At 70.2% G+C, this 12,062-nt stretch carries 10 protein-coding genes; 9 read left to right on the top strand and 1 reads right to left on the bottom strand.

Going from position 1 to position 12,062, the window contains the following annotated elements:
- The 3 genes from NQ152_RS07235 to NQ152_RS07225 all read left to right on the top strand — a co-directional run.
- A partial coding sequence (locus NQ152_RS07235; RefSeq protein ID WP_257523513.1) for a GDP-mannose 4,6-dehydratase occupies positions 1–371 on the top strand: 371 nt, incomplete at its 5' end.
- A gap of 165 nt (positions 372–536) precedes the next feature.
- Positions 537–1,865 carry a UDP-glucose/GDP-mannose dehydrogenase family protein gene (locus tag NQ152_RS07230; RefSeq protein ID WP_257523512.1) on the top strand — a complete coding sequence of 443 codons (1,329 nt, stop codon included), beginning with the start codon at positions 537–539 and terminating at the stop codon, positions 1,863–1,865.
- Positions 1,866–2,271: 406 nt separating this feature from the next.
- Entirely contained in the window at positions 2,272–3,474 is a 1,203-nt protein-coding gene (locus tag NQ152_RS07225; RefSeq protein WP_257523511.1) for a hypothetical protein, read from the top strand.
- A 9-nt stretch (positions 3,475–3,483) separates the two neighbouring features.
- On the opposite strand, the gene NQ152_RS07220 is transcribed toward NQ152_RS07225, so the two are convergent.
- Positions 3,484–4,536, bottom strand: a complete 1,053-nt coding sequence (locus NQ152_RS07220) for a S9 family peptidase (RefSeq protein WP_257523510.1) — start codon at positions 4,534–4,536, stop codon at positions 3,484–3,486.
- Positions 4,537–4,721: 185 nt separating this feature from the next.
- On the opposite strand from NQ152_RS07220, the gene NQ152_RS07215 reads away from it, so the two are divergent.
- From NQ152_RS07215 to NQ152_RS07190, 6 genes are all read left to right on the top strand, one after another.
- Positions 4,722–6,827 carry a DUF5979 domain-containing protein gene (locus NQ152_RS07215; RefSeq protein ID WP_257523509.1) on the top strand — a complete coding sequence of 702 codons (2,106 nt, stop codon included), beginning with the start codon at positions 4,722–4,724 and terminating at the stop codon, positions 6,825–6,827.
- A 118-nt stretch (positions 6,828–6,945) separates the two neighbouring features.
- Positions 6,946–8,082, top strand: a complete 1,137-nt coding sequence (locus NQ152_RS07210) for a glycosyltransferase (RefSeq protein ID WP_257523508.1) — start codon at positions 6,946–6,948, stop codon at positions 8,080–8,082.
- Entirely contained in the window at positions 8,079–8,636 is a 558-nt protein-coding gene (locus NQ152_RS07205; RefSeq protein WP_257501544.1) for a DapH/DapD/GlmU-related protein, read from the top strand. The genes NQ152_RS07210 and NQ152_RS07205 overlap by 4 nt, the downstream gene beginning before the upstream one ends.
- Entirely contained in the window at positions 8,633–9,823 is a 1,191-nt protein-coding gene (locus NQ152_RS07200; protein WP_257501543.1) for a glycosyltransferase, read from the top strand. The genes NQ152_RS07205 and NQ152_RS07200 overlap by 4 nt, the downstream gene beginning before the upstream one ends.
- A gap of 42 nt (positions 9,824–9,865) precedes the next feature.
- Entirely contained in the window at positions 9,866–10,852 is a 987-nt protein-coding gene (locus NQ152_RS07195) for a glycosyltransferase (protein ID WP_257523507.1), read from the top strand.
- Positions 10,833–12,056 carry a hypothetical protein gene (locus NQ152_RS07190; protein ID WP_257523506.1) on the top strand — a complete coding sequence of 408 codons (1,224 nt, stop codon included), beginning with the start codon at positions 10,833–10,835 and terminating at the stop codon, positions 12,054–12,056. The genes NQ152_RS07195 and NQ152_RS07190 overlap by 20 nt, the downstream gene beginning before the upstream one ends.
- Positions 12,057–12,062: the final 6 nt, after the last annotated feature.

The following is a 12,062-nucleotide window of genomic DNA, read 5'->3' as shown; positions in this document are numbered from 1 at the left end:
ACGTGCGGGACTGGATCCACGCCGATGACCACTCCTCCGCCGTGCTGACCATCCTCGAGAAGGGCAGCATCGGGGAGACCTACCTGATCGGCGCCGACGGGGAACGCAACAACAAGGACGTCATCGAACTGATCCTCACCCTGATGGGCCAGCCCGCCGACGCGTACGACCACGTCACCGACCGGGCCGGACACGACCTGCGCTACGCCATCGACTCCACCAAACTCCGCACCGAACTGGGCTGGACCCCCGCGTACGGGGACTTCGAGGCCGGACTGGCCGCCACCATCGCCTGGTACCGCGACAACGAACCCTGGTGGGCCGCCACCAAAGACGGCGTCGAAGCCTTTTACGCCAGCAAAGGACAATAGGCCCTCCCGCAATTGTTAGCAGCCGCAGGCGCAGAATTCCTGGACTTCGCGCACCTCGCTCGGCTGGCAAATGCGAATCGCAGCTGTCGCTACCTTCTACACTGGGGAGCAATTCTCGCCGCCACGGACGCCGGCTCTCCGCGCCTTCAAACATGAGGAGTTTCCATGCGCCTGTCCGTTATCGGCTGCGGTTATCTCGGCGCGGTTCATGCCGCTGCCATGGCATCGATCGGTCACGACGTCGTCGGCATCGACGTGGACGAGCAGAAAGTTGCCACCCTGTCACGGGGTGAGGCTCCCTTCTTTGAACCCGGTCTGGCGGAGATCCTCACCGAAGGCATCGCGTCCGGCCGCCTGCGGTTCACGACCGACATGGCCGAAGCGCACGGCGCCGACGTGCACTTCGTCGGCGTCGGCACACCTCAGCAGAAGGACAGCCACGCCGCCGATCTCTCCTATGTGAACGGCGCCTTCGACGCGCTGATCCCCTACCTGCGGCCCGGTGACATCGTCGCGGGCAAGTCGACGGTGCCGGTCGGCACGGCCGCGGACCTTGCCGAACGCGTGCACCCGACCGGCGCCACCCTGGTGTGGAACCCCGAGTTCCTGCGCGAGGGCTGGGCCGTGCAGGACACCATCGACCCCGACCGGCTGGTGGCGGGTGTCCCCAGCACGAGCTCCGGCGTGCCCACCGAAGACGGCGACCGGGCAGCCGGCATCCTGCGCGAGGTGTACCACCCCGCGATCGCCAAGCAGACGCCTTTCATCGTCACCGACTACGCCACCGCCGAGCTCGTGAAGGTCGCCGCGAACGCGTTCCTGGCGACGAAGATCTCGTTCATCAACGCGATGGCCGAGATCGCCGAGGTCACCGGGGCCGACGTCACGCAGCTCGCCGATGCGATCGGGCACGACGCCCGCATCGGCCGGCGCTTCCTCGGCGCCGGGATCGGGTTCGGCGGCGGCTGCCTGCCCAAGGACATCCGAGCCTTCGCCGCACGCGCCGAGGAGCTCGGCCGCGGCGAATCGATCAGCTTCCTGCGCGAGATCGATGCGATCAACCTGCGCCGTCGCGATCGCGCCGTCCAGCTCGTCGTCGAAGCCCTGGACGGGTCGGTGTTCGAGAAGAAGATCACCGTCCTCGGCGCCGCCTTCAAGCCGCACAGCGACGACATCCGCGACTCCCCCGCCCTCGACGTCGCCGTGCAGCTGCGCGGACTCGGCGCATCCGTGACGGTCACCGACCCGGCCGCGATCCCCAACGCCCAGCGGGTGCACCCGCAGCTGTCGTACATCGAGGACCGCGACGAGGCCCTGCGCGGTGCGGATGCCGTCATCGTCGTCACCGAATGGGACGAGTACCGCCGGCAACTCGCTCCCGAGCACGCCGCGACGCTGGTCGAAGGTCGCATCATCGTCGACGGGCGCAACTGCCTGGACTCGGCAGCATGGCGCGCCGCCGGCTGGACGTACTACGGGATGGGTCGGCCCTAGCCACTGCACCGGCCCCGGCAGGGTTCCCGCCGGCTCGGTGCATGTTTCGCGATTGTGTCGGACGCGTGCCCAGTGTTACGAGTGTGCGAACAACGCCCGGCCGGTGCGGTCGCGTCGGGCGCGGACTTCTACGCTGGAGGCAAGCCCGCCCCTCGCCGCAGCAGCGCCCCCGCACTTCGAGCAGCACGGACCGGCGGACCCAGGCTCCCCGACCCCTCGACCGTGCTCCCCCCAGGGCGCGGTTCGGGGAGCCGCTTCGCCAGGCCCCGCTCGGCTCCCCGGCCGCTGCTGATCGCCGTCGTCGGGTTCGAGTCCGTCGCGTGCGACTCCGCGCGCCCCGGCGGTCCGCTACGTTGACAACGAGTCACACCTTCTGCCAACGCTGTCCTTCCCCCCGGAGCCCCCCATGACCCAGCCCATCGATCGACGGTCCGTGCTCGCCGGCTCCGTCGCCCTCGCCTCGATCGGCCTCGCGTCGCTCGTGACCACTCCGGCCGCGTACGCGGTGACGACGACCGCGAGCCCGCGCGTCGGTGCGGCGCGCCCGAGCAGCATCACCTCGTACGGGCCGAACGGCACCCATTACCCCACCGACCTGCCGTGGGTGGGCGAACCCGCAGCGCACGAGCTGGTCGTCAACTGCGACTGGACCTCCATCGCGAACGCGATCAAGAGCCTCACCCCCGCCCGCGTGGCGCAGGGCGTCGCGATCCGCGTGCGCCCCGGCATCCTGCCCGGCAACGGCTCTGGCTCGTCCGCCAAGGCCGTGCTGTCCGGCGTCGGTTCGATGTCGTGGACGCGCAACGTGCTGATCTGCCCGCTCGAGGGATTCGGCAGCGTCACCGTCGCCGACAAGGGCATCCGCATCGACCAGTGCGCGCGGCTGTCGTTCTTCGGGCTGCAGAGCCAGGGACAGATCTGCATGACGCTCTGCGGCGACATGCAGATGGGCTGGAGCCGCTGGTCGGGCATGAACCTCACCCGCGGCGGGGCGAACATCGCACTGTACGAGGTGGTGCTCGGATTCCGCCGCAACCCCGAGGACACCTCGGGCGTGCGTCCCACCGAGACCTACCCGATGACGAACATCTCCCGCTACGGCTGCGTGTTCGGGCCGTCGGTCAAGCCGGCCGGCAGCAGCGCGCACTGCGACACGATCCAGCTCGAAGGAACCGGCACCGGCACGTTCGGGTCCTTCACCAGCGTGGACTGCGTGGACTACGGGTCATCGAACGCGGTCGTGATGATGCACCAGCGGCTCAGTCTCGCCGAGTTCCGGCACTGCCTGATCCTGGGCGATGTGCTGCCCTGGCAGGTCTACCCGCTGCAGGCCGGCGACTACGCCGGACGGCCCAACGCCTTCTCGGGCTGGTGCGCCGACGTGCGCCTGTACGACAGCGTCGTGGCCGGCGCGGTGGGCTCCACCGACTTCACCCGGATCGAGCGCACGACGCTCAGCTACGCGCCGCAGGCCTCGCAGCAGCCCACGGTGTCGGGCACCTGGACGGTCGACACCGGCATCGCCGGCTGGAACGCGGCGGCGATCATGGCGCAGCAGCACGTCCCCGACTACGAGGACGCGACCCTGGCCGGGATCTGGAGCTGGTGAGCCGGGCGCTCAGCGCGAGCCGATCACGGCGTCGAACGCGGCGATCGTGAGCTGAACCGACTCGTCCCGGCGCGGCTTCAGCGCGTGGTCGGCGCCCTCGAGGATGACAACCTCGGCCTCCCCGCCGGCCTCGCGCCACGCGGCGGCGGTGTCTTCGGACCACTGTGCGGGGGCGACGTCGTCGTCCTCGCCGTGGATCAGCAGCAGCGGCTCGGTCGCGCGGTCGAAGAACGTGCGCGCGGCGACGTCGGCCCAGTACTCGGGGTTCTCGGAGGGCATCCCGACGGACTCGGTGACCTCTTCGAGGATCTCGCTGTCCCGCTCGGCGTACTGCTCGATGACGTCCCCGAACGACGTCGTGGCCGCCGACAGCGCCACGACCAGATCCGACGAACCGGGCGCGATCACCGCGGCATCCACCGCCAGCAGCCCGCCCAGACTGTGACCGAGCAGCCCGATCCGCTCCGGATCGACCTGGTCGAGCTGCCCCGACCGCAGCACCGCGAGCGCGTTGACGACATCCAGCGCCATCCCCCAGTCCAGCACGGTGGGCCAGCCGAAGCCGTGGTCGAACGAGAGGCTGGCCGGGTCTGCGGGGTCGGACTCGGCGTAGCCGCGCAGGTCGGTCGCCAGGACGACGTAGCCGCTCTCGATCAGCGCCCGCTGCTCGGCCTCCAGGTCGCTGCCGCTCTGGTACAGCTCCGGGTCCACGCTGCCGTGCACCACGACCACGGCCGGGAACGGGCCCTCGCCGGCGGGGGTGCGCAGGATGCCGGAGATGGTCAGCCCGGCGCTGTCGTACGTCACCGCGTGCGAGGTGACCCCATCGGTCTCGTCGACGAGTTCGCCGACGACCAGAGCCGGCTGTTCGCGCGGCGAGTCGATGATCGTGCGCAGCGTGGACGTGTCGATCACGGGTGCCTCCGCGGTAGCCGACGGCGCCGGCGTCGAGGGCGGTGCCGGAGCACTCGCGCAGCCCCCGATCAGCACGGTCATGCTCGCCAGCCCGGCCAGCAGCAGATGACGGCGGGGACGACGCGGATGCTGTGAGATGACCGCCATGGCCTCAAGCGTAGCCATCTTCAAAAGGGCGACGCGCCCACCGGATTCGCCGTTTTGTCCAATCGGATATCGACATGTCAGGATCGAAACGACTTTGGGGTAAGACAGTTTCCTTTGTGGATCCCTGGGAGTGAGAACCGGGGATGCGTGCATTCCCGGGCGACCGAATCAGGACGGGACAATACATGCGCAATCGGACCAACAAGACAGGCAATCGGGGAATGTGGGGGCGCGCCGCGGGGATAATTGGCGCATCCGTGCTGGCAGCATCGGCGATCATCGCCGTGCCGAGCATGGCCACCGCCGACGTGACCGGTGACATCGAGCCGCTGGCCACGTCCACCACGACGGACATCGTGGTGGAGGCGCGCATCGCGTTCCAGCGCGCGCCGATCGCCGACCTGGACAACACCGAGTACCTCGAAGGCGTCACCTTCGAGCTGTACTCCCCCGCCGGCGACGCGCCCGGCGCGGCCACCGGCCTGACCTGTGTCGTTCCGGCAGGCGCCGGAAGCTGCACGATCACGGTGCCCGAGACCGGCCCGGGCGAAGCGAACGAAGGCGACCGGTTCTTCGTCGTCATGACCAGCGCGGGCGATTCGGCGAACCCGATCGACTCGTTCATGACCGGCACCTCGTCGGAGCCGAACCAGCTGCGCCACTACGCCGGCCTCACCCCGGCGATGACCGCGGACACCACCATCGCATTCCCGACCCAGGGCGAGGGCCAGCTCCTGAACTCCGGAGTGGTCGCCGCGTCGCTGGTCAACCCGACCCTGGCGCCCAGCTGCACGAACGACGGACTGTCGCTCGCGGTGCAGATGGACATCTCCGGCTCGGTGGACGCCACCCAGCGCGCCGCCTACCGGAACGCGTTCAACGAGCTCCTCGCAGAGCTGGCCGGCACGCCGGTCGAGCTGAGCCTGTCCACGTTCGGCTCCTCCTCGCCGGTCGCCGGTCGCGCCAGCGGCCCGTACTCGCTGGATGACCCGGCCGATGTCGCGGCCGCGGTCGCGGATGTCGCGGCGTTCACGCAGCCCGTACCGGGCCCGACCCAGCAGACCAACTGGGACCTCGCGCTGCGGACCATCGCGGACGCGCCGACCACCTACGACGCCCTGCTGGTCCTGACCGACGGTGCGCCGAACTACGTCAGCAACGCCGCCGGCACCGGCGGCCAGGAAGTCTCCGGTTCCGCCGTCACGATCGCCGCGCTCGAGCAGGCCGTCTTCTCGGCCAACGCCGTCAAGGCCGAGGGAACGCGGATCCTGGTCATGGGCATCGGCAACGGCACCGCCGGAGAGGTCTACCGCAACCTCGCGGCGATCTCGGGTCCGAACGCCGGAAGCGACTACTTCCAGGGCGGGTGGGAGACCCTCACCGAGGACCTGCGCAACGCCGTCAACCCGCTGGTCTGCCGCGTCGCGGTGACCCTGGACAAGCTGGTCGTCGACGCCGCCGGGCAGAACCCGACACCGGCCGACGGCTGGAGCTTCTCCGCGGACGTCGCCGACGTCACGGCCGGCACCACCACCCTCGAGGGCGACTCGCCGCAGGCGACCGGCTCGGGCCAGAACGCTCCGGGTGAGGCGAACTGGGTGGTCGTGTTCGATGACCGCACCGCCTCCGCCTCGCTCACCCTGACCGAGGCGCCGCAGGCCGGGTACTCGCTGGTGGACGCGACCTACACGGTCATCCACGCCGACAGCACCACGGACACCGGAACCGGCACCTCCGCGGCGCTGACCATCCCGGCGATCACACCCACGGACCGCGTCGAGGTCGTCTTCACGAACGGTCCGGCTGCGGCCCCCGCCGCGGCGACGTTCCAGGCGCGCAAGGTGATCAGCGGCACCGGCGCGGCACTCGTGCCCGCCGACACCGCCTTCCAGGTGGCGTACACGGTCAACGGCACACCCGCCGCTGAGCCGCTGGTGCTCCTGGCCGACGGCACCCCCGTCTCCAGCCCCGCGCTGGCCGTGGGCGATGAGATCACCCTGACCGAACTGACTCCGCCCGCCGTGGCCGGCGTCACGTGGGGTGCGGCGCCCGTCCTGGAGCCGATCGTGCTGACCGATGCATCCGTCGTTCTGGAGATCGCCAACGTCGCCACGGCGGCCGTGACACCCGCGCCGACGCAGCCGCCGGCACCGAACCCGGCAGGGTCGCTGCCGGTGACCGGCCTGGACAGCAGCCTCGTGCCGCTGTGGCTCGGTGGCGGTGCCCTGATGATCGCCCTGGGAGCCATGGCTCTGCAGGCTGCGCGTCGACGGGCAACGGGCACGAAGTAATCGAGTAGGTTGGTGCGGGCGCCTTGGGGGGTGCCCGCACCGACCGAAAACTGACCCTAACGGGCGAGACACACTCTCGACACATAGGGCTGTTAGCGTCGCAACCTGGGGGAAGCGCATGGGCACCGATCAGCGTGTGGCTATCATCGTGCGATTCGGACTGAATCCGCAGCACTGGGCCGAAAGACATGCACGCGGTGACGTCGTGGACGAAACGCCCTATGCGTATCACCTCGCCGAGCAATGGTTCACCGTGGAATGGTCCGACGACCGACCGGAAAACCAAATTGCGCGATGGTGGCGGATGTCGGTGCGACACTTCCTGGGATTCGATTTCGTGCACGTGTGGCGGAACCGCCGCGTGATCCGGCGCGCCGATGCGGTGTGGACGCACACCGAGCGCGAGCACCTCGCCGTCGCGCTGCTGAAGACCCTGTCACCGCGCCGCTACCGGGCCGTCAGCATCGCGCAGTCGGTGTGGCTGTGGGACCTGTGGCCGAACGTCTCGCGCGTGCGAGCGGCGTTCTTCCACCGGCTGGTCAAGCGCCACGCGGTCGAGGTCGTGCTCAGCCGAGTGAACCGCGACGCCTCTCGCGAGGCGGTCCCCGGGCGCACCGTGGTCCGGGTGCCGTTCGGCACCCACTTCGCCTCGCCGAACCCCGGCGCCGCGCCCGCCGGCACGCCGCGGATCCTCGTGGTCGGCAACGACCGGCACCGTGACTGGGACCTGCTCGCCGCGGTCACCGAACTGGTCCCCGAGGCCCACTTCGATCTGATCTCGCTGTCCGAGGACGTGCACGCGCGCCAGTGGCCGGCGCACGTCCACGTCCGCTCCGCCACGCAGCCCGAGGTCCTCGCCGCGTACGCGACCTCGACCGTGGTGGCTCTGCCTCTGCTGCCGAACTGCCACGCGTCCGGCTGCACGGTGGCCATCGAAGCCATCTCGGCCGGCATCCCGATCGTCGTGAGCGACGCCGGCGGCATCGACGAGTACGTCACCGGCGCGGACGCGGACCTCGTCCCGGTCGGCGATGCCGCAGCCTTCGCCGCGGCGATCCGCCGGCGCCTGGCCGGCCCGGCCGGCGCCGCCGCCGGATCCACCGCCGCCGATCGCGGACTGAGCGAGCGGGACTACGTCGCCCGGCTGGCGCTGCTGACGCAGGCCGCACTGTCCGGCGCGGCGTTCGACCCGGCCGTCGAAGCCTTCCAGCGCGTCGCCGACGCCCCCCGCGTCCGGAGCGGGGTGACCGCGTGAACACCCTCGATCTGCTCCTGCTCGCGCAGCGGACGCGCGACCTGGCCTTCAGCAAGCTCGCCGCGCCCGGCTTCGCGGCGTTCGGCAAGAACTCGCGCATCCTGCTGCCCACCCGCCTCAGCGGTGCCGAGCACATCAGCGTCGGCGATCGGGTCCTGATCGGCGCGGGGTCGTGGCTGATCGTGCCCGCCCAGCACGCGCCGGGGCCCAACATCGTGCTGCACGACCGGGTGCGGATGAACACCACGTCCATCTCCGCCGTCTCGCGCGTGGAGATCGAGGAGGGGGTCGCCATCGCCCGGGGCTGCTACATCTCCGATCACTCGCACGGATTCGACGATCCGGACGCGCACATCCGCGACCAGCCGATCGACCGCGTGGCTCCGGTGCTGATCCGCCGCGGCGCGTGGCTGGGCCAGAACTGCGTCGTCCTGCCCGGCGTCACGATCGGCCGCGGCAGCGTGATCGGCGCGAACAGCGTCGTGCGCGAAGACGTCCCCGACCGCACCGTGGTCGCGGGTGTGCCCGCTCGAGTTCTCCGGGAGCTGCCATGACCGCGACCGCCCCGAGCCCCGTGAGCTCCCCCGGATCGACGCCGCCGGGCCAGGACTTCGTCTTCACGTTCTCGTACGAGTCCTACGCCGACGCCCGCAAGCGCGGCATGATGCGGCCACCGGACCGGCTGGTGTCCACCCTCATCGACAGCCCCGAGGTGCGCCGGCTGCTGATCGCAGACCCGTACCGGTCGTGGCTGACCAACTGGGGTCGCTCGGTCATCGATTTCCGTCACCGGGCCCGCGAGACCGAGAAGGTGCGCCACGTCAGTCCGCTGCGGACGGCGCGCGCAGACCCGACCCAGATCGACGAGATCGCGGACGTGTATCTCGGCTACGAGCGCGCGGTTCTTCGCGCCGCGGCGGCGGCCGCGCTGGTGGAGCCGTCCTTCGTCACCGCCAATCCTCTGGTCGCCGGCTTCAGCCGGCTCGAGTGGACCGGCGGTGCGCTGTACTACGCCCGCGACGACTGGCTGAGCTCTCCGGGCCGTCGCCGATACTGGCCGGCCTACCAGGAGGCCTACCGGCGCATCGCCGAGAGCGGCCGCGCCGTCGCCGCCGTCTCGCAGGAGATCATCGACCGGATCGGTCCGCGCGGCCCGCACGCGGTGGTGCCCAACGGCATCGAACCGCGCGAGTGGTCCGGTCCGGTGCCGTCCGCGCCGGCGTGGTTCGCGCGCATCCCCGGCCCACGCGCGGTGTACGTCGGCACGCTCGACTCGCGACTGGACATCGCCGGGCTCACGCTGCTTGCGCGCGCACGCCCCGATCTGCACATCGTGCTGATCGGACCGGCGCCCAGCCCGAGCTACATCGCGAGCCTGAAAGGGCTGCCGAACGTGCACATCCGCGGGGAGGTCGGCCGCCGCGAGGTGATCGGGGTCCTGCGCAACAGCGAGCTGACACTTCTCGCGCACCGTCGCACACCGCTGACCGAGGCGATGAGCCCGCTCAAGGTGTACGAGTACCTCGCGGCCGGCAAGCCGGTCCTGGCGACCGATCTGCGCCCCGTGCGCGGCTTCGGCGAGCGGGTGCACCTGACCGATACGGTCTCAGATTTCATCGACGTGATCGACTCGGCACTGGCGCAGGGAACGCTGGCCGAGACGGAACGACGGGCATTCGTCACCGAGAATGCCTGGTCGTCGCGTCACAAGGAGATACTCACACTGCTTACCGGGGGGTAGCGGCCGCACCGAGCGGGGCGCTGCATGAATATGGGGGATGGAATGACGTCACAGGGGGACGTTCTACTGGTGTGCTCAGGTGGGGGACACCTGCGGCAACTGGCGAGCTTCGTGGAACGGATGGGGTACGCGCCGGAACGGCAGGTCTGGGTCACGTTCCGCAACGGGCTCAGCGAGTCGCTGCTGAGCGGCCGTGAGGTGATCTACGCGCCGTTCACCGGACCGCGGGATCTGAAAAACTTCGCGAAGCTGGTCGTGCTCGCCCGTCGCGTGCTGAAGGAGAGGACATTCACCGAGGCGATCAGCACGGGCTCCAGCCCGGCGGTCGCCTTCCTGCCGGGGGCCGCCGCACGCGGTGCCACGGCGCACTACATCGAAAGCGCCACCCGCGCGGACGGACCGTCGATGACCGGCAAGATCCTCGCCCGGTTCCCCAACGTGCACACCTACACGCAGTACCCGGGGTGGGCGGATGAACGGTGGGAGTACCGCGGCTCGGTCTTCGACGACTTCGAGCCCGGGCCCGATCTGACCCGATCGGTCGCGCCCCGCAGCGCGGTCATCTCGGTCGGCACTCAGGAGGGCTACCCCTTCACCCGGATGCTGGATGCCGTCGTCCCGCTGCTCGGCAGCTTCGACGAGGTGCTGTACCAGACCGGTGATCTGGACCCGGCGGCGTGGTCCATCGAGGGGCGCACCAGCGTTCCGTACGAGGAGCTCAGCCGCGCCAGCGCGGACGCCGAAGTCGTGATCAGCCACGCGGGCGTCGGCTCGGCCCTGACCGCGCTGCGCGCGGGCAAGCACCCCATTCTGATCCCGCGCATGTCCGCCCATGGCGAGCACGTCGATGACCATCAGGTGCAGCTGGCCCGCGAATTGGAGCGGCGCGGACTGGCGACCGTCCGAACGCCCGATACGCTCGGTTATGAGGACATTCTGAGCGCGAGCCGCCGCACCGTTCGGATCATCCCCTCTCCCCCGTTCTCGCTCAGGTCACCCACGGAGCTGCATGCCGCCCGACATAAATAGGCGCTCGCTGTTTCGTGGATCCCTGATCCTGGCGACGGCGGGTGTGCTGGCATCGTGCAGCGCGCTCCCGGCACCCAGGCCGACGCCCTCGCACACCGCCGTCCCCACACCGGCGCCGGTTCCCAGCGCATCCCGGCGTCCGGCCACGACCCGGTCCTACGGCCCCAACGGCACCCACTATCCCGAGGATCTGCCGTGGCTGGGCGACACCGCGGCCCTCGAACTGGTCGCCGAGTGCGACTGGATCGACATCGCCCGCAAGGTCGAGGCGCTGGACGCGCCGGCGGTCGCGGCGGGCGTGATCATCCGGGTCAAGCCGGGCACGCTTCCCGGTGGCGGGGCGGGCTCCTCCGCGCGCCCGGTGCTGGCCGGGGTGGGCAACGCCGGCTGGGCACGGAACGTGCTGATCTGCCCGCTCGAGGGCTTCGGCAGCGTCACCACAGCGGCGGGCGGCATCCGCTTCGACCAGTGCGCGCGGCTGTCGTTCTTCGGGTTCCAGAGTGCGGGGACCGTCACGATGACCCGCTGCGTCGGTCTGCAGCTCGGCTGGAGCCGGTTCGACGGGATGAACATCACCCGCGGCGCCCGCGACATCGCCCTGTACGAGCTGGTCCTCGGATTCCGCCAGAGCGCCGATGACACCGCCGGCATCCGCCCCACCGAGGCGTTCGAGATGACGAACTTCACCCGCCACGGGTGCGTGTTCGGTCCGTCGGTCAAACCCGACGGCAGCGACGCGCACTGCGACACGATCCAGCTGGAGGGCACCGGGACCGGCCCGTTCGGCCCGTTCCTGAGCGTCGACTGCGTCGACTACGGGTCATCCAACGCGGCAGAGCTGCTGCATACCCGACTCGTCCTCGCCGACTACCAGCACTGCATGATCCTCGGCGGTCAGCTGCCCTGGCGCGTGTTCCCCCTCCGCAGCGGCGACTACGAGGGCGACCCCAACGCGTTCGCCGGCGGCTGCCAGGACGTCCGGCTCACCGACTGCGTCGTGGTCGGCGCCATCGGCCGGATGGGCTTCACCCAGGTGCACAGCTCGACGCTGAGCTACAACCCGGTCTCCGAACAGCAGCCGCGCGACTCCGGCTCGTGGGACGTGGACGGCAATTCGCGGGACTGGAGCCGGGACGAGATCATGGCGCGCCAGTCGATCCCCGACTACGAGATCGACACGCTGCGCAGCATCTGGGCCTGGTAGGCCGCG

The sequence above is a fragment of the Microbacterium sp. zg.B48 genome (genome assembly GCF_024623505.1).
Lineage (GTDB): Bacteria > Actinomycetota > Actinomycetes > Actinomycetales > Microbacteriaceae > Microbacterium.
Note: the sequence above shows the minus strand (reverse complement) of the source record. Positions and strands in the feature narration are given on the sequence as shown.

Excerpts from the sequence above, each read along its gene's own strand:
- NQ152_RS07230 (WP_257523512.1), top strand. The coding sequence starts at position 537 with ATGCGCCTGTCCGTTATCGGCTGCGGTTATCTCGGCGCGGTTCATGCC.
- NQ152_RS07225 (WP_257523511.1), top strand. The coding sequence starts at position 2,272 with ATGACCCAGCCCATCGATCGACGGTCCGTGCTCGCCGGCTCCGTCGCC.
- NQ152_RS07220 (WP_257523510.1), bottom strand. The coding sequence starts at position 4,536 with ATGGCGGTCATCTCACAGCATCCGCGTCGTCCCCGCCGTCATCTGCTG.
- NQ152_RS07215 (WP_257523509.1), top strand. The coding sequence starts at position 4,722 with ATGCGCAATCGGACCAACAAGACAGGCAATCGGGGAATGTGGGGGCGC.
- NQ152_RS07210 (WP_257523508.1), top strand. The coding sequence starts at position 6,946 with ATGGGCACCGATCAGCGTGTGGCTATCATCGTGCGATTCGGACTGAAT.
- NQ152_RS07200 (WP_257501543.1), top strand. The coding sequence starts at position 8,633 with ATGACCGCGACCGCCCCGAGCCCCGTGAGCTCCCCCGGATCGACGCCG.
- NQ152_RS07195 (WP_257523507.1), top strand. The coding sequence starts at position 9,866 with ATGACGTCACAGGGGGACGTTCTACTGGTGTGCTCAGGTGGGGGACAC.
- NQ152_RS07190 (WP_257523506.1), top strand. The coding sequence starts at position 10,833 with ATGCCGCCCGACATAAATAGGCGCTCGCTGTTTCGTGGATCCCTGATC.